The sequence below is a fragment of the Rhodococcus sp. 14-2483-1-1 genome (assembly GCF_002259335.1).
GTDB lineage: Bacteria > Actinomycetota > Actinomycetes > Mycobacteriales > Mycobacteriaceae > Rhodococcoides.
In genome coordinates this window covers 340,888-358,011 of sequence record NZ_NPFX01000014.1, presented here as the reverse complement: position 1 = coordinate 358,011, position 17,124 = coordinate 340,888, and the positions used below count along the sequence as shown (strand labels likewise).

The following is a 17,124-nucleotide window of genomic DNA, read 5'->3' as shown; positions in this document are numbered from 1 at the left end:
TGTAGCGCTCTTCGACATCAGCCGGTGGTCAGCACCGCCAGCATGCTCGAACTCGGCGCGTATCGACTGATCCACGTCGCTTGGACGGCGTGATAAAGATCGGGTTTGCCGCTCCACACCGTCGCCGCTGGAACATTGTCGGAATCGAGTTCGTGGTGCCAGGAGCCGCCGACGCGGTCGATGAAGGAGTCGGCCGCAACGTCCCACCATTCGCGATAGTCGTTGTCGTACCGATCTTCTCCGGTGTGACGACCCAGCGTCGCGGCGGCGGCGATCGCCTCGCACAGCACCCAGTGCAGTCGCTCGGTCACCACAGGGCGTCCGGACCAGTCGGTGGTGTACACGAACCCCGGGGTCGGGCCCGGCTGCCAGCCATCCTGCGCCGCTCGGTGATACAGAGACTTCGCCGACTCGACGTAGTCGTGGCCGTTGGCGCTGGTCGCAACCATGCTGGCCTGCACCAGAAGTCGTGCCCACTCGAATCCGTGACCCACCGTCGCCCCGTACGGCTTGAACTGGTTGGCGGTGTCGTCGCTGTTGTACTCGAGCTGCGGGATCCATTCTGCGGTGAAGTGTTCCGGAATGCGCCAGTCGTTGGCCGCAGCCCACGTGCACACGTTGTCACAGATGCGTACTGCACGTTCACGCCAGATCGTGGGCGCACCCGCATCGACGGCAGCCAACAGCGCTTCGACCATGTGCATGTTGGCGTTGATTCCGCGGTAGTCGTCGAGTTCGGTCCAGTCGGCAGTCCATGTGTCCGCACACATTCCGTAGTTCTCGTCCCAAAAACGTGCGGCCACGATGTCGAGGGCTTCGTCGAGAAGACCCCGACCATCAGGGTGGCCCGCGGCGGCGGCAGCCGAAGCTGCCAGCACCACGAACGCATGCGTGTACGCGTTCTTGACAGCATCGGGCGAGGTCGCGTCGGCGCTGGACTCGAACCACCCGCCGTTCGTGCTGTCCTGCAACGTCGTCAGTAGGCCGTCGAACACTCGATCGGCTTTCCTGCGAGACCCGGGATACCCCTGGACCGACGCCAGGAAGTGCACGTGCGCCATCCGTGCGGTGATGTAGGTCAGCGCCGGGTGATCGAGATCGGGGTTCCCTCGATTGTCCAACCACACAGCGCCACCGGCCGGGTGGTCGAGTGAGGTTCCGAAATCGAGAAGACGAGACGATTCGGTGTCGAGCCACAACTGATGCGAGAGAAGGGTCCACCAAGTGCGACGATGTCCGGAGCTCATGTGTTCATTGTGCGCTGTGCCCGATGCACTGGGCCGAAGTCAGCGAGAGACGCTGTAGCGCATGTAGACCCACCCGGAGGCCGCGAACACCCGGTGCTCCACCAGAGTCAGATCGAGGTGCTGCCCGACCGGAAAGTAGGGCTTCCCGCCGCCGAGGATGGTCGGCAGGAGGATGACCTCGAATTGATCGATCTCGTCGACCAGCGACTTCGCCAGTGCGGCACCGGCGACGGCTACGGTGCCCTCGGTCTCTCGTTTGATCCGCTGCACCTCGGCGACTGCATCGGCACTGCGCACCAGCCGACAGCCGTCGGCAACGGAGTCGAGGGTGTCGGAGAAGACCGTCCGCGGCGTGTCGACGTACAGCCGTGCGAACTCCGCCTCGATCTCCTCGCCGTCGGCGCGTTCCGGGGCCGTCCAGAAGTCCTCCATGGCCTCGTACATTCGACGGCCGAACAGGAAGGCCGCGGTCTCCTCCGTCTGACGATTGAAGAATCGATGCGTCTCCGCGTCGGGCATGGCGTAATCGAGACTGCCTGCGGAGTCCTCGACGTAGCCATCGAGGGAAACGATCATGTTGTACGTCAGAATGGCCATGTCACTCCTGAGGTCGGGTCGGTTTGTCAGTATCGACCTACGCGCCGACGCGAAGTCACCGGTCGGCGGGTCAGTCCAGAATGGCCGTCGCCTCGACCTCGACGAGTACGTCGGGCTCGAACAAATAGTCCACTCCGATCAGCGATGCCGGGGGCATCGGAGTCGGCAGTCCGATCTCGTCGGCGACGCGCGTGACGCCGTCCATGAACTCACCGATCAGCTCGGGAGCCCAATGCGTGACGTAGAACGTCAACCGCAGAACGTCCCCGAATGTAGCTCCGGCACCGGTCAATCCGATCGCGGTATTGCGGAGCGCCTGCGCGACCTGCCCGGCCAGGTCGTTCTCGGCGACCGCCGACCCGTCACCGTTCCGCGCAATCTGGCCGCTGACGTAGATATGTCGAGAACCCTGACCCACCGCCACGTGGTGATACGGGGTGGGTTGCATCATGCCGGACGGGGTGAATCGGGTGACGCTCAAGGTGATCCCTTCGTCGTAGAAATTCAGGTATAACGTTGATACCTGGTACACAAAGGACACTTCAAGGGAACCTGGTTTCATGACCGATACCGCCGACGGCAACGCAGAACTGACGATCACCGCCCCGCATCGTGAACTGCTGGATCAGGTGCTCGACAAATGGTCGCTGCAAGTACTGAACGAATTGTGCGAGCGCCCCTGCCGATTCAACGATCTCCGCCGCGCGATTCCTGAGGTGACTCAGAAGTCCCTCACCGCAACTCTGAGGAAGCTCGAACGCAACGGGATCATAGAACGCACGGTTCTGAGCACCCGCCCGGTGGCGGTGGAATATCGAATCACTCGACTGGGCAAAACACTTCGGGCTCCCGTCGACGTCCTGCTGGCGTGGGCAACCGCGCATATGGACGACATCGAGCGAGCGCGAGACCGATTCGATGCCCTATGACGGCACCGATGACACCTCGGCGCGCTCGGACAAACGGGTGATGAAGCGCGCGATCTCTGTCGGCTTCTCCTCCGCCATGAAGTGGCCTGCGTCGATGGCCTCGTACGTCAGATCAGGTGCCCAGGCACCCCAGAGCGCGGCCGCGTCGAAGCCCAGTTGCGAACCCCAGTCCTGAGATATCACCCCTACGGGCATGGCGAGACGCCTGCCGTCGAAGCGGTCCTGTAGATCCATCTCGAGGTCGATGCCGGCAGTCGCTCGGTAGTCGGCAACGATGGAGTCGACTGCGGCCACCGAGCTGTCGATGTAGTGCTGACGGACTTCGTCCGAGAACGTCGAGCCGTCGGGGTCCCACGCGTCGAGAAAAGAACCGAAGAATTCGGCAGCCACTGCCCGAATCATTCGCTCCGGCAACCCCGCAGGCTGCGCCATCAAGTACAGGTGCCAGGCCACCTTCGCATCGATTCCCCGCAGAACTTCCCATGTATCCGCCGTCGGCAACACATCCAGAATGCCCAGGTACTGCACCGTCGACGGGTGATCGAGTGCCGCACGAACGCCGACGAGCGCGCCGCGATCGTGTCCTACCAACCCGAACTGCTCGAACCCGAGTGACTGCGTCACCCGCACGACGTCCCCCGCCATGGTGCGCTTCGAATAGGTCGCTGCATCGCGCTCGGCCGGCTTCGAGCTGGCCCCGTAGCCCCGGAGATCGGGCACGATGACGGTGAAGCGGGACGCGAGTTCACGCGCGACATCTCGCCACATGTAGTGGGTCTGAGGAAAGCCATGCAGCAGAACCAAAGCGGGACCACTGCCTGCTACGGCGACGCTCGATTCGATCTCTTCGTCGACCGGAATCATCGTGTAGTCGAAATCGTCGATCTTCATGTCGGTCATCGTTGCTCCTCGTTCGTTCTGTGATCGGGGTGGCCGGAGAAGATCCCGGGTGGAAGCCGGCGGGTCGTGTGTGCCGAGGCATTCAAGGCGGGGATGACAACTGAATCGATCAGTGATTCGAGGTAGCTGTCATCGATCGAGAGCCCATTGAGGCGCCGAAGCAGAACCACCGAGCCGACCACTTCCTCGAATGGAAACGGGTCTGCCCCCTCGGGTAGCTCACCGCGACGTATCGCAGCATCGAGTACCGAATTCGGGAGCCGCGAACCGGTGGGGCCGGTCGCTCGCTCGATCTCCTCGCACAGGTCAGGGTCCTCGAGCCCGGCTTGGAGGAGTAGTAACGGCATCGAACTGTCGGCGGCGGTCATGCTGTGCCGCAGGCGTGCACACAGCGCCAGGAGGTCACCGCGCAAGGTTCCTGTGTCGATCTCGTCCGAGTCGACGCGCTGCGCCGGACCGGCTTTGACAGCTGCGATAACCATGTCGCGCTTGGTCTTCCAGCGTCGGTACAGAGTTGCTTTCGACGCTCCTGCTCGACGTGCGACCCCCTCGAATGTCACGGCGTCGTAGCCGACTTCACCCAGCAGGCCGATGACGGCGTTCAGAATTTCGGCTTCCCGTTCCACGTCCCGCGGACGCCCGACAGACGTGGACGGCTGCTCACGTTCTTCGTTCCCATTACGATACGGCACGTTTCGTACCGTATCACGTGACCGCTGCTGCCACCGCGTTCAATCAGTTCACGTGCTCCACGACCCGTGAGATGGTGAACATCCTCATCGACGATCAGAAGGGTCAACCGTGTCTGCCAGCTCGACCGACCGCACCACGAACGCACCCGAGGTCCTCGCCGCGCTGGCGGCAATAGTTCGACCACAACGGATTCTGATTCTCGCGTCCGCGAGCGCCACAATTGCGCTGACGCGGGCGGTCGAATTGTCCGCACCCATGGTCTCGACCCGAATTCGGAGCGTTGTCACCGATCCCAACGATTCGAGCGTCGAAGATTTCGTTCGAGGGAACCAGCCCAAGTTCGATTTCCTCGAACCCATCTCGGGTTCCGTGTTCGACCTACCAGCGAAGCATCTACACGACATCGGTCCGTTCGACCTGGTCTGGGTCGGTAGTGATTCTCTGGTGAACGATGCTCGGTTCCTGCATTGTGTGTGGCCCCACGTCGCGGCAGGCGGAGTTGTCGCTATCGACAATGCGATGCAGCACGCTGACGCGAACCCGCTGTGGAACGCCATCCTGCGTTTCGCCGCCGACGACATCGAGACGTTGACGCTACCGGCACTCGGCATGGGCGACGCGACGGCGATCGGCCTCCTCAGGAGACGAACCGATGCCCTCCGCCCCGTGAATTTCACCGACGAGATGGTCGCCTCGACCGGCGTTCCGGTGCGATTCGAGTCCATCGGCATTCACGACGATCCGTCGTTGCTGGATCACGCAACCGGCGTTCTTCACGTTCTCGCGGACGCGGATCTTCGAGCGGTGCTGTTCGCGATCGGCGGTGGAGTCTCGACATTGGGCGCGCTTCGATCCCACACCTCGCTGGCCGAGCGTGCGCTGAACAAGGCGGTCGCGCGTCTGCTCGCCCTGTCGATCGTGTCTCGCACCGACGATGGGCTAGCCATCGACCGATCGACGTTCGAGAGCTTTCTGCAACTCCCGCGTAGGACTCCCCCACCGACGGAGATGTCTCGATACAGCCGTGATCGACCCGCGTTCCTGAAGGCGATCGCAGACCAGATGAGCGAGACGACCTGGGCCACAGAGCATCACGTCAACGAGCTGTGCAGTCTCTTCGACGACGACTACGCAACACTACGACGCGAGCTTGTCGACACCGGATTCCTCGAGCGAAACAGCACGGGATCGATGTATCGGTCCAGCGGTCGAGTCCACAGTCAGCCTTAGCACCCGCATAGGTCCGAAACGTCCGAGGTCGGGGTACTTCAGGTCCAGTAGAGCAGCTGTGCGTCGGGCAGGACGCCGCGAAGCTCGTCGGTGAACCAGCTGCGCATCTCGGCCATCGTGTCCTTGGGATAGACGTATTTCACTCCGCCGAACTTGTTTCTCTTCGCGGTGCGCGCATGTTCGTCCATCTCCAGTTTCGTGCCCGGATACCAGCTCAGCAGCACGTCTTTGCTCGACGGCGTGAACCGATGAGTGATGATTTCGGCGGTCAGATCGAGATCGGGGACATCACGCAACGCGTCGGCGACATCGGTGAGCAATCGCCCGTACTGCTCTCGCCACTCCGGGATGGGCATGATCGGGGCAATGGTGAGCCCGACTCGGTAACCGGCCAGCGCCAACTGCCGCAGTGCCTCGATCCGAGCCGGCATGCGGGCGGTTCCACCCTCGAATCGGTGTGCGATGTCATCTGCGTTGACCGACAACCGAACTCGGGTGCGGCGACCATGGTCCAGCGTCACCAGCTCGTTGACGTCGTCGAATTTCGTGGTGAAACGCAGCGAAACGTCGTCGCCGTACACACCCGCGCCCACTCTACGAACGGCCTCCGCAAGGGACCCTGTCACGTGTTCGATCCCCAATGGGTCGGTGTAGCAAGACAACTCGAAGGTGGTGCCCTCGTGGCCCCGCTCCTCGGTGCCGGAGGTGATGGAACCACGGCCCGCATGAGTGCCGATACCGGCCAGGACGTCGTCGAGGTTGGCGAACACTCTGGTGATCGGCGGCCCCGACAACGAGCCCGCCAGATAGCAGTATTGGCAGTGCGCCGGGCACCCCTTCGCAAGATCGATGCGCCAGTCCGCACTGGGCGGAATGGGTTGGGGTTTCAACACACTCGGCGGTGCCACCACCACGGCCATCGTCGTCTTGGCTCGCGCGTAGGTCTCTCGCTCGGACTCACCGCGCAACCCTGTCAAGCGATCGCCTGGGAGGATGTCGATGTCAACGACCCCGGCCGCCTCGCAACGGCGAAGAATTTCTGCGGTGTGCGGTAATTCGGACGCGGATTTGGTGACCAGGACACGAGAGGGCGTCCAGAGTCGGGTGGGGGCAACCAGAAGATCATCCATTACTTCTCTTCAACGCACCGGCGAGCGCAATGCTTCCCGGTTGCCGCAGCTCGGGCGAGAAATTCAGGAACCCCACGTGTCAGCGGGGACCTTCGAAGGCCGGCCCAACAGATAGCCCTGTCCCTGAACCGAACTCGGCAGTGCGTCGAGTTGGTCGAGAGTCTCGATGCCCTCGACCACACAACCCAGATTCAGATCGCGGGCGAGGTTGATGATCGCCCGAACGATGCTGCTGCTCGTCGAATCGCTGGTCATGGTGGCCGTGAACGAACGATCGATCTTCACCGCGCTGACCGGGAGAGTGGCGAGATACCGCAGGCTCGCAAACCCGGTGCCGAAGTCGTCGATGGCAATTCCAACGCCCAGTGCGCGCAGTTCGCCCAGCTGACGCAGCATCGAGGAACCGGATTCGAGAAGCACCGACTCGGTCAGCTCCAGGACGAGATCCACCGGTGCCATGTCGTGCCGAGCGAGGGCAGCACCCACCGCCGCTGACATGTCGACGTGCTGAGCCTGCCGGGCACTGAAGTTCACCGCGATAGTGACGGGGGCGTTCGACACGGAGGTGGGCGGGTTCGCGAACCGCCACTGCGCGAGAGTTCTGAGCGCATCGTCGAGCACCCGCTCGCCCAGCTCCGAAATGAGCCCCGTGTCCTCCGCAACCGGGATGAATCTGTCGGGCGTGATCTCTGCGCCGCTGTCGTCACGCAAGCGGGCCAGAGCCTCGAAACTCGCGAGTTGCCAGCTCTCGAGATCGTAGACGGGCTGATACGCCACGCTCAGCGTCGCGGCACCACGTCGTCCGGAATCGAGCGCACTCCGCAGAGTCTGCTCGACGTAGGACCGCTCGAGTGCGTTCGCGCGCAACGCATCGTCGAACAGCTCGATCCTGTCCTTGCCGAGCTGTTTGGCCCGGTACATCGCGGAGTCCGCGTCCCGCAGCACTTCCTGCGCACTGGCACCCTTGCGAACCAGCACCATCCCGACACTGGCCGACACCACGTACTGCCGACCCCGGTGAACGATCGGTGCCGCGAGCACCGTCCGGATTCGCTCGGCGACGCGTTCGGCCAATCCACCGCCCACTCGCGTGCCGAATCCACTTTCGGCGGGCAGCGCTTCGATGACGAGAACGAACTCGTCACCACCCACTCGGGCGATCGAATCATCGGCTCGCAGCACCGACCGCAAACGTCGAGCAACCTCTACGAGGACCGCGTCACCGGCAGCGTGGCCGCCGGTGTCGTTGACTCGTTTGAATCCGTCCAGATCACAGAAGAGCACCGCAGCCGCAGCCCCCGTACTCGCGCCGCGCTCGATCGCCGAGCCGATTCGGTCCAGCAACATCATCCTGTTGGGGAGACCGGTCAGCGGATCTTGCAAGGCTGCCCGCTCGAGGGCGCGCTCCGCCTCCACGACGTCGGTCACCTCTCGCACCACCGAGAGCACCTCCGCCACTGCACCCGACGGCCCGTGCCGAAACGGGGTGGTGCGTCGTGAAAGCCACCGCAGGGTGCCGTCGGACGCCCGTACCCGATACCGAATGCTGACGCTTTCCCCCTCCGGCAGCGATGCCGCTTCCCGGTCCGCGGCACGAACGACATCGATATCTTCTTCCACCACCCCGTCCAGTCGATCGTCCCCTTCGGTCGCGTCGTCGGGCCTACCGAGCCCGCTCCACGACGGCCGATCGTCGTCTACCGACCCGTCCGCATTCGGCCCGTCCAGCAGCGATCGAAGACTACGAGAAGCCCACGTCACGCGGCCGGTATCGACAGCGGTCACCGTGGTGATGTCCGGTGACGCCGTCAATACTGCGTCACGGAAAGCTCGCGCCCGCTCGAGCTCGGATCTTGCCTGCCGCTCGGCGGTGACGTCCTCGGAGAGCACCATCGCACCGACGATCCGGCCCGAACCATCGCGCAAAGGTCTGGTCTTGACCTGGAAGATCGCGCCCGTTCGGTGGCCGACGGTGTCGAACGAAGACTCGTTGCCCTCCACCGCAGCTCGGTAGTGCGGTTCGAGTTGGGTGTAGACGTCCGGTGGCACCGCATCCCGCAACAGCTGGCCCTCCATCCGCTGCGGGTCGTAACCCTCCGTGACGAGTCCGCCACCTTCGACGAGGACGAACCGCAGATCACAATCCACGAGCAGCACCGACGTGTGCGGTAAGTTCGCCGCCAATTGCCGGTACCGCGCCTCGCTCGCATGGTCGAACATCGCCGGCGAGCCGAGCAACGGACCGTAGAAGCGACGCATCCCCAGGTAGATCACACCGGCGAGCGCGGTCGACGCCGTCACCGCAACGTCGACGCTTCCTCCCATCGACTCGCGCATCGCGTCGAGCATGCCCGTGTCGGAGCCTGCGGCGAGATGCGAGGCATGACTGTCGAACCCCGCCAGCAAGTGCACCGCATGAACCAGGTGATGAGCGGCGCACGTCAGAAAGATCGCTGCCGTCGCGACCGCCAACCGGTTGGTTCGGAGCTGCCCTGTGCGCAGCAGCCCCCGGACGATGAACAGCACGATCCCCAGATACGCAGCAGCGGTGATCCCGTTGAGAATCACCACCGAAAGCCACCCGCTCACAGTGAAGGCTCTCCGGAACGGCGCCGGGAACACGCAACCCGATGCAACTCGACACGGACGACGGGCACGACGCGACCCCCCAGGGTTATGGCCCATGGTGCACAGGGGCCGGTCCGGCCGGAGAACTCCAGTCGACCCGCAGCCCAGCGCATGTTGATCCGCGAAGGTTATCCCAGTCCGATTCGAAGCGCTGATGTTCGCGCGGCCCGAATTTGTGTGTCGCTGGGAGCATTTCGGACCTCAATATGCCCGACGACGACGATCGGAGCCGATCTCGCCCCTCAGCCCAATTTACCGCAAACAGCTAGCATCCCTACGATGTCACTGCTTCGGGGTAAGAACCTCTCATGCCCTTTGCCGACGAACTCATCGGACCGGACACAGCCCGCTCGCTGTTCCGCGCCATACACAGCGCCGCACCGAGCGCTGATCTGTCGTTACTCGACGCCTCGCCAGGTCTTCTGGGGCCGCTCACGCTCAGAGCGCGCGCCGATCTACTACGTGATGCACTGCTGACGGGACTGCCGGGCACCTACGTCCAATTCGCCGGCACCATCCGACGGGCAGCCACGGATCCGGACTTCCAGGGTTGGTTGGTCTGGCCCGTCACGAGCGCTGTTGCATCGAAGGCCGTAGAGGAGAAGACCTCGAGCGCCTTCGACGACGGGATGTCGTTGCTCGCCGAGCTCACCGGCCGACTCAGTTCGGAATTCGCCATCCGCACTTTCCTCCGAGCCGATCTGGATCGCTCTCTCGCCATCGCGCTCGAATGGACGCAATCCTCGGACGAGCACGTGCGCCGTCTGGCATCGGAAGGGACCCGCCCGTACCTTCCGTGGTCGGTGCGGGTCCCCGAGATCCTCGAGCGTCCGGGCGTCACGGTGCCGATTCTGGACAGGCTGTACCGAGACGACAGTGAGTACGTTCGGCGTTCGGTTGCCAACCATCTCAACGACTTCAGCCGAGATGTCCCGGACATCGTCGTCCAGGCCGCAGCGCGGTGGCTCGACGACCCGGATGCGAACACCGGCCGGCTCGTTCGACACGCGCTTCGGACAGTGATCAAGAACGGAAACACCGATGCGCTTGCTCTACTGGGGTTCGCGCCGGCCGAACTGGACGTGACAGGCCCGGCCCTCGACGTCGCGGAGCTGCCCATCGGGGAAAGCCTGGAATTCAGCGCATCGATCCGCAACCTCGGCCTCGAACCCGCAAAGGTAGTGATCGACTACATCGTTCACCACACGAAGGCCAACGGTGGGGTGACCGGAAAGACGTTCAAACTGAAGACAACAACGATCGCGCCCGGTGAGAGCATCGACGTCCGGCGGAACCATTCGTTCAGGACCTTGACCACACGCAAGTACTACCCCGGCCCGCACGCGATCGAGCTCCAGATCAACGGCGTGAATTACGGTCGCGCGGACTTCGAGCTGGTGAGCTCTCACCAGCGGTGACACCACCGGACGGATGAGTGATCACTCGATCTCTACCCCAGGATGTCGTCCAGTTCGGTCAGGAATCGATCGGCGTCGCTGAGCCCGAAGGTCATGGGGGGCCTGATCTTCAGTACGTTCGCGTGCCTTCCCGACGCGCTGATGAGGATGCGGCGATTGCGTAGCTCGTCGACGACGAAGGCGGCGATCGCAGGGTCGGGGGTGAGACCGTCCTCGGCGACGAACTCGGCAGCGACGAACAACCCACATCCACGCACATCACCAAGGGCCCGATGGCGTGCTGCGATGTCTCGAAGCCCGGTATCGAGGTGCTCTCCGACGCGGCGAGCGCTGTCCAGCAACGACTCTTCCTCGATGACATCGAGGACCGCTGTGGCGGCCGCGATGCTGACGGGGTTTCCACCGAAGGTGTTGAAGTATCGGATGTCACGACCGAAGCTGTCCATCGCGTCTTCGGTTCCCACGACAGCGGCGACGGGGACTCCGTTCCCCATGGGCTTTCCCAACACGACCATGTCGGGTGCGATGCCGTGGCGAGCGAATCCCCACCACTGCACCCCGAGTCTTCCGAAGCCCGGCTGCACCTCGTCGGCGATCCAGAGACCACCGGCTTCGTGAATGACGTCGACCGCTTCGCGAAGGAGATCGGTTGGGTGCGACTGCACTCCGTCGCTGGAGAGGATGGAATCGACGATCATCGCAGCGACACCGACTCCGCGAACGTTCAACTCGTCCACCGCCAGGCGGACACGGGAAGCGAAGTCCGCCGCGGCGGTCTCGCGGTTGTCGCGCAGAAGATCCGGGGCATCGACCAGCACCACGTTGGGCCCGATCAGGTTGTTCGGTCCCAGGCTGGGTGACACCTCCGCTGCCGCGGCAGTCGTACCGTGGTAGGCGTGTCTCGTGCAGATCACTCCGGTCGCGCCGGTGCGGTACCGAGCCATGCGTAGCGCGAGGTCGACCGATTCGCTACCGGTACAGGTGTATACGACCTTCGACAGCTCCTGTGGGAACAGCGCGAGCAGTCGCTCGGAGTAGGCCACCACAGGTTCCGTCAGGTAGCGCGTGTGCGTGTTCAGTACGCCGAGCTGTTCGGAGACCAGCCGCTGAACGTGTGGATGACTGTGCCCGATCGCGGGAACGTTGTTGTAGACGTCGAGGTACTCACGTCCATCTGCGTCGTAGAGGTGTACACCCGAACCTCTCACCGGGACAACAGGATCGCGGTAGAACAGGCGATAGCTCGAGCCGAGTACGGCGTCGCGTCGCTCGATCAGCGCCCGCGTGTTCGGATCGAGCGCGGCCAGGTTGGATCCGTCGTATGCGTTGGCCATGTACATCTGTTTGGAATTCATGTTCTCTTCCTCGTCGATTTCCGGAGGTGGGGCGTCCTGCACGATTCGGTCAGTCTCGGGCAGCGCGATAGAGCCGTTCGATGCGTGCACCGCGTTCACGTCGTGCGCGTAGGGCGTCGTCTATGCCGATCTTGGAAAGACGAACGGAATCCGGTGCTTTCATCTGAGCAAGGCGGTCTATGTCGCAATTGATGATCGTGCCGACCGTGGCGTATCCACCTCCGGTGACACCGTCCCGAAGCAGGCAGATCAGTTCCTCGCCGCCCGGTACCTGGATGGAGCCGACGGGGTATCCCAGATCGACCACGTTGCTCGGGTTGTCGCCGGCTCCGAACGGCGGTTCTCGTTCCACGAAGTCCAACTGCGGACCACTGAGGCGGTATCCGACGCGATTCGCTTCTGTTCCGACCGTGAAGGGCGATGTGAACATGCGTTCCAAGCTCTCGGGCGTGAAGCGGTAGCTGCACAGGCCGAGCACCACTCGTACGTCCTGTGTACGTCGGAGATTGGGTCGGTCGTCGTCGTCGACCGAAAATCCGAGCTTGGGGTACGGACCGAGGTCGACTCCGGTGGGGAGGACATCACCGGCACGAAGGGCGCGTCCGTCGAGACCGCCGATAGCCGAGGACAGGTACGTCGACCGGCTACCCATGACCGGTGTCGTCCCGATGCCGCCGCGCACCGCCACGTAGCTGCGGGCACCACGGAGGGCGGAGCCGACGGTCAGGACGGATCCGGCCGTGATGGGCAGAGTCGTCCACGTCGGCATCGACCTACCGTTCAGACGCAGATCGACATCGGCCCCGGTCACCGCAGCAACGGTGTCGCGACGGAAATGCAGTTCAGGACCCACGTACACCGATTCCAGGGTCGCGGCGTCCGGTGAGTTGCCGACCAACGCGTTGGCCGCATGGTGAGACCACAGATCCATCGGGCCCGATGGCGGCAGACCGATGGCGAAATGACCGCTGCGACCGGAGTCCTGAACGAGTGTCTGCACACCGGGCGCGCCGACATCGATCACGAGTTCAGCTCCTCGAGCAGAGTTCGGTTGTATTGCAGCGGATCTCGAGTGAACGCGGCCAACGAGAACGACACCGGCCGCCGTAGATAGCGATACGAGCAGGCGTCGACTTCTCGTCTGATGTCGTCGTACTCGTCTCGGTCGATCGGGCGGTACTTCACCAGCATGCCGGCACGGGCGAGAACCGGATTCTCGGCGAAATCCGGGAGCGACTGCGACAGGTCGAACACCGGCGTGGCCGCGCGGCCGACCAGTTGGTAGCCACCCGCTCCGCGTGCCGGGTAGATCGTTGCGAACGCACCTCCGTGCCCGAGAGCGCGTTCGGGTGTGTCGGTGCGTGGCCTGATGTACTTCGGTGCCTGCAGCTGCATGTCGTGGTTCACCAGTTGCATCGACTCGGCGTTCCCGGGGACGAAGCACATGAACGTCACGATGTAGGGATTCTGCGAGTGGGCCACCACAAAATCGGCTGTGGTGTCGAAACCGTTGATGCGCGTGATGTATTCGAGGTCGGTCTCTGTTCGAGACTGATGTCGATCGCGGAATCGCATGACCGTTTCGGTGCTCCACGGGTCGTCGTACAGCACCGGCACTTCGAGGATCTCGGTCTCGAGTACGACGTCGGAGGTGTCTTCGAAGCGTCGGTGTAGGTCACGCAGAGGATCGACGAGCGATCGTGGATCACACATGTCGGGATCGACGCGGAGCATGTAGCTTGCGTTCGACGGGCAGATGTCCAACACGCCTTCGATCGCGGCAGTGGTCAGGGAGTCGGTGATGGCCTGTATCCGGAGTGCACCCGACAGCGACATGTGTTCGGTGAGTTCGACGAAGACGAACTCCTCACCACCGAACGAGAGACGAGACCCGTCGTGCAGGTGGATCACGACGTCCCTCGTGCCGTCGGTGCGCCGGTGCGATCGGAAGTCGCTCGGACATCGACTCCGGCACCGTCGAGCGTACGCCTCACGGCTCGAGCGACCTCCACGACGTTTGGGCGGTCTCCGTGTACGCACACCGAGTCCACCGGCATGTCGATCTCGCGGCCGGAAACGGTCAGCACCTTACCGTGCGCCATGCGAAGAGCCTGCGCTGCAACGACTTCGGGGTCCCGGTTGCCCGGCCTGGACTCGATGATGTTGTTGCCGTCCTCGTCGAAATCGAGATCGCACGCGTTGTCGGCGACGACGGGAAGTCCGGCAGCACGAATCGCATCGAACCCGACGCCCGGAGCGATCAACATCGGTAGCCCGAGCTGGAGAGTTTGAAGTGCCGTGGCGATCGCAACGGCACGATCAGCACTTCGGGCGATCGACCCGTAGAACGCACCGTGCGGTTTCACATGGGTCAGTGACGCGCCGGCTCGCGAGGCGACGCCCATCAGCGCTCCGACCTGATAGAGCGTGTAGTCGACCGCGTCACTGTCGGAGATCACCATTGCGCGACGACCGAACCCCAGCAGATCCGGAAACCCGGGATGGGCGCCGATGTCGACGCCTGCACGGACACCGCTCTCCACGGACTCGCGCATCGTGGACGGGTCACCGGCGTGCCAACCGCACGCCACGTTCACCGACGTGACCAGCTGCATCAGTTCGCTGTCGGAACCGAGGTTCCAGCGCCCGAAGCTTTCACCGATATCTGCATTGATGTCGATTCGCTTGTTCATTTGCTGCCCTTTCACGGACGTTCGGGTCGAGCGGTTCAGGATCGAACGCAGCCGGTCAAACCGGACGGGTTCTGGCCGTCGGTCACGGTTCCCACCGTCCAGCCTTCATCACACGATTTTCGGGTGTACATCCGACGAGACTCCGGTTGCGCAAATTGCGAAATGTCGCCGAGCGGTTCGAGGCCCTCCATCGGCTCCCCGGTCAGCGCAGCTGTGAGGGAGCTCTGCGGCAACAGATCCCGCTGGAAGATCTCGGTGACGAACGTGTCGGACTCGTTCGGGAAGAAATTGCATCCGTCGACGAATTCGCTTCCTGGACAGGCTTTTGCCGTGTCCGTGGTCACCCAGGGTAGCGGCATTTCGATGTCGTGGGGGACCGAGTCGGGCCCGTTCTCGAGAATACGAAGACCCACTTGCATCGCGACCGCTGCCTGGGCCGGTGGCGAACCGGAAGACACCCCCGGCCACCCTTCGCTCAGCATCTTGCGGAAGTAGTTTCCGTTCTCGCCGGTCACGGGGATCTTCAACCCCGCCGCCTGCAGTGCTTTGACAACCCCCACTTCGCCGTCCTGCGACCACACCCCGTCGACGTCGGGGTGCGCCGCCAGTGCTTTGGCGGTTTCCTGTTGGCTGACCGCGCTGTCCCATTTGCCGTAGTACTCGGACACCACGTCGATATCGGGGTATCGATCGAACACCGCCTTGGCGGTGTCGTAATGGACTTGATCGGTCGACGTGCCGGCGACGCCGCGATTCATGAAGATCTTTCCCTTGCCTCCGAGTAGGTCGACGAGGGCTTGGGCAGTCTGGGCTCCGAAGAATGCGTCCTGCGGCGCATCCGCGCGTGCGCCGGTGATGAACGCGACGTTGTATGCGCACGGTTCTCGCACGGTCGAGTCGTAGACGACGAAGGTGACACCGCGCTCACACCCTTGGCGAATGGTCGGGTTCAGAGCGGTCGGTGACAGCGGGTACAGAACGACGAGCTTCGCCTCGGCAGCGATCATGGACTGCACATCCGAAATCTGTTTCTGGATATCGGTTCCCGAAATCTGTTTCGTGACACTGTATCGGTCGGCATACGGCGCGGAACGAGCCACGGACAGTGCGAGATTGGCGGCCTCGTCCTGCCAGTTGTTCCCGCTGTAGCTCAGGTCGAGATAGATTTTGTCCTTACCGGTCTCCGGAGCCGAGCACGCGCTGAACGGAATGATCGCGGCCAGTGCGGCGAGCGCCGCGAGGTGTCTTTTCGTGAGGATGCGTCTCATCGTGAGTGCCTGTTCTGTTGAGTCCGAAATCGAGTGGTACTCATCGACGCCGCCCGGCGAGTCTCGCTCCGAGCAGCGCGAGGACGATCACCAGTCCGTACACGACCTGCTTGTACCCTTCGGCAAGTCCGGTGGCGCTGATGTCGATGCCGATCAGCGTGAGCAGCAATGCTCCTGCCAGCGTGCCGCTGAAGGAACCGGCACCTCCTCGGATGGAGGATCCACCCACCACCACGGCCGCGATACTCGGCAGCAACCACGGCTCACCGACGTTGAGATCCGCTCCTGACGAGTACCCCAGTAGCATCACTCCGCCCAAGCCGTAGGCCACACCGGACACGCTGTAGACCGAGACGGTCGCGCGGTGGACACGCACACGTGCGTTCTTCGATGCGGCAACACTGTTCCCGAGTGCGTAGGTACGCATGCCGAGGGTCGTGCGGTGTTGCACCACGAGACCGACCGCGGCAATCACGACGAAGAGCCAGATCGCGACCGGAATTCCCAACAACGTCGTCGATCGAGCGAACAGCTCGCTCAAACCGGCCGGGGACGATTGCGCCGGGGCGCCACGCGCCATTCCGAGCAGCACGGACGCGAGCACGGTCCCGACAGCCAGCGTCACGATGAACGGGGGAAACCCGAGCCGGGTGACGAGAAGACCGTTGGCGGCACCGACCACTCCGCACAGGGCGAGGGCCGCGAGAGCCGCGCCCAGCACCGGCACTCCGTTCTCACACAGCGACCCCGTGACGAAGGCACCGAGGGCAACCTGTGAAGCCACGGACAGATCGATGCCACCGGACAAGATCACCAAACCCTGGCCGAAGGCGATCACCGCAAGGAACAAACCGAGCACCAACACGTTGACGACGAGATTGACGGACGGGAAACTGTCACTCACCAACCGCGACAAAGGGAAACACACGATCAGAAGTGCCCAGATCACGAAGGTCTGACTTCGCATCCACTGTGGCACACCGGCTCGGCCCGGCGAACTCACCCTGCTCGATGCTCGATCGGGAACAAGAGTCGG

16 protein-coding genes are annotated in these 17,124 nt (G+C 63.3%); 3 read left to right on the top strand and 13 right to left on the bottom strand.

Features of this window, described 5'->3' with window-relative positions:
• Nucleotides 1–17: 17 nt before the first annotated feature.
• From CH294_RS12960 to CH294_RS12950, 3 genes are all read right to left on the bottom strand, one after another.
• Nucleotides 18–1,247, bottom strand: coding sequence for an AGE family epimerase/isomerase (locus tag CH294_RS12960; RefSeq protein ID WP_094738163.1), 1,230 nt, complete (start codon nt 1,245–1,247; stop codon nt 18–20).
• A gap of 39 nt (nt 1,248–1,286) precedes the next feature.
• Nucleotides 1,287–1,844, bottom strand: a complete 558-nt coding sequence (locus CH294_RS12955; protein WP_094738162.1) for a dihydrofolate reductase family protein — start codon at nt 1,842–1,844, stop codon at nt 1,287–1,289.
• Between the two features lie 70 nt (nt 1,845–1,914).
• A complete protein-coding gene (locus tag CH294_RS12950; protein WP_094738397.1) occupies nt 1,915–2,325 on the bottom strand; it encodes a RidA family protein in 411 nt (136 codons plus the stop codon).
• Between the two features lie 79 nt (nt 2,326–2,404).
• On the opposite strand from CH294_RS12950, the gene CH294_RS12945 reads away from it, so the two are divergent.
• Nucleotides 2,405–2,773, top strand: coding sequence for a helix-turn-helix domain-containing protein (locus tag CH294_RS12945; protein WP_032404607.1), 369 nt, complete (start codon nt 2,405–2,407; stop codon nt 2,771–2,773).
• On the opposite strand, the gene CH294_RS12940 is transcribed toward CH294_RS12945, so the two are convergent.
• On the bottom strand, nt 2,768–3,673 hold the full coding sequence (locus CH294_RS12940) for an alpha/beta hydrolase (protein WP_094738161.1): 906 nt from the start codon (nt 3,671–3,673) through the stop codon (nt 2,768–2,770). The genes CH294_RS12945 and CH294_RS12940 overlap by 6 nt on opposite strands.
• Entirely contained in the window at nt 3,670–4,365 is a 696-nt protein-coding gene (locus CH294_RS12935; protein WP_094738160.1) for a TetR/AcrR family transcriptional regulator, read from the bottom strand. Before CH294_RS12935 ends, CH294_RS12940 begins: the two co-directional genes overlap by 4 nt.
• Nucleotides 4,366–4,474: 109 nt before the next feature.
• Between CH294_RS12935 and CH294_RS12930 the strand changes: the two genes are divergently transcribed.
• The gene (locus CH294_RS12930) at nt 4,475–5,596 is read left to right on the top strand and encodes a DUF2087 domain-containing protein (RefSeq protein ID WP_094738159.1); all 1,122 of its coding nucleotides are present in this window, start codon (nt 4,475–4,477) and stop codon (nt 5,594–5,596) included.
• Between the two features lie 38 nt (nt 5,597–5,634).
• Here CH294_RS12930 and CH294_RS12925 read toward each other — a convergent pair whose 3' ends face one another.
• Nucleotides 5,635–6,726, bottom strand: a complete 1,092-nt coding sequence (locus tag CH294_RS12925; protein WP_094738158.1) for a spore photoproduct lyase family protein — start codon at nt 6,724–6,726, stop codon at nt 5,635–5,637.
• A 63-nt stretch (nt 6,727–6,789) separates the two neighbouring features.
• Complete coding sequence (locus tag CH294_RS12920) at nt 6,790–9,315, bottom strand: EAL domain-containing protein (protein WP_170944705.1); 2,526 nt, start codon at nt 9,313–9,315, stop codon at nt 6,790–6,792.
• 347 nt (nt 9,316–9,662) lie between these two features.
• Here CH294_RS12920 and CH294_RS12915 point away from each other — a divergent pair, with 347 nt between their 5' ends.
• The gene (locus tag CH294_RS12915; protein ID WP_094738156.1) at nt 9,663–10,772 is read left to right on the top strand and encodes a DNA alkylation repair protein; all 1,110 of its coding nucleotides are present in this window, start codon (nt 9,663–9,665) and stop codon (nt 10,770–10,772) included.
• Between the two features lie 32 nt (nt 10,773–10,804).
• Here the strand turns inward: CH294_RS12915 and CH294_RS12910 are convergent, their stop codons facing one another.
• The 6 genes from CH294_RS12910 to CH294_RS12885 all read right to left on the bottom strand — a co-directional run bounded on the left by CH294_RS12910 (nt 10,805) and on the right by CH294_RS12885 (nt 16,992).
• Nucleotides 10,805–12,112, bottom strand: coding sequence for an aspartate aminotransferase family protein (locus tag CH294_RS12910; protein WP_094738396.1), 1,308 nt, complete (start codon nt 12,110–12,112; stop codon nt 10,805–10,807).
• 64 nt (nt 12,113–12,176) lie between these two features.
• Nucleotides 12,177–13,151: a biotin-dependent carboxyltransferase family protein gene (locus CH294_RS12905; protein ID WP_094738155.1), complete on the bottom strand. Its 975-nt coding sequence runs from the start codon at nt 13,149–13,151 to the stop codon at nt 12,177–12,179.
• The gene (locus tag CH294_RS12900; protein WP_249305259.1) at nt 13,148–14,038 is read right to left on the bottom strand and encodes a carboxyltransferase domain-containing protein; all 891 of its coding nucleotides are present in this window, start codon (nt 14,036–14,038) and stop codon (nt 13,148–13,150) included. The genes CH294_RS12905 and CH294_RS12900 overlap by 4 nt, the downstream gene beginning before the upstream one ends.
• Nucleotides 14,035–14,820, bottom strand: a complete 786-nt coding sequence (locus CH294_RS12895) for a 5-oxoprolinase subunit PxpA (protein WP_094738154.1) — start codon at nt 14,818–14,820, stop codon at nt 14,035–14,037. The genes CH294_RS12900 and CH294_RS12895 overlap by 4 nt, the downstream gene beginning before the upstream one ends.
• 35 nt (nt 14,821–14,855) lie before the next feature.
• Nucleotides 14,856–16,088: a sugar ABC transporter substrate-binding protein gene (locus CH294_RS12890; RefSeq protein ID WP_094738153.1), complete on the bottom strand. Its 1,233-nt coding sequence runs from the start codon at nt 16,086–16,088 to the stop codon at nt 14,856–14,858.
• A 40-nt stretch (nt 16,089–16,128) separates the two neighbouring features.
• Nucleotides 16,129–16,992 carry an ABC transporter permease gene (locus CH294_RS12885; RefSeq protein WP_249305256.1) on the bottom strand — a complete coding sequence of 288 codons (864 nt, stop codon included), beginning with the start codon at nt 16,990–16,992 and terminating at the stop codon, nt 16,129–16,131.
• Nucleotides 16,993–17,124 lie beyond the last annotated feature (132 nt).

Excerpts from the sequence above, each read along its gene's own strand:
- CH294_RS12940 (WP_094738161.1), bottom strand. The coding sequence starts at position 3,673 with ATGACCGACATGAAGATCGACGATTTCGACTACACGATGATTCCGGTC.
- CH294_RS12895 (WP_094738154.1), bottom strand. The coding sequence starts at position 14,820 with ATGAACAAGCGAATCGACATCAATGCAGATATCGGTGAAAGCTTCGGG.
- CH294_RS12960 (WP_094738163.1), bottom strand. The coding sequence starts at position 1,247 with ATGAGCTCCGGACATCGTCGCACTTGGTGGACCCTTCTCTCGCATCAG.
- CH294_RS12910 (WP_094738396.1), bottom strand. The coding sequence starts at position 12,112 with ATGTACATGGCCAACGCATACGACGGATCCAACCTGGCCGCGCTCGAT.
- CH294_RS12915 (WP_094738156.1), top strand. The coding sequence starts at position 9,663 with ATGCCCTTTGCCGACGAACTCATCGGACCGGACACAGCCCGCTCGCTG.
- CH294_RS12890 (WP_094738153.1), bottom strand. The coding sequence starts at position 16,088 with ATGAGACGCATCCTCACGAAAAGACACCTCGCGGCGCTCGCCGCACTG.
- CH294_RS12955 (WP_094738162.1), bottom strand. The coding sequence starts at position 1,844 with ATGGCCATTCTGACGTACAACATGATCGTTTCCCTCGATGGCTACGTC.
- CH294_RS12945 (WP_032404607.1), top strand. The coding sequence starts at position 2,405 with ATGACCGATACCGCCGACGGCAACGCAGAACTGACGATCACCGCCCCG.
- CH294_RS12925 (WP_094738158.1), bottom strand. The coding sequence starts at position 6,726 with ATGGATGATCTTCTGGTTGCCCCCACCCGACTCTGGACGCCCTCTCGT.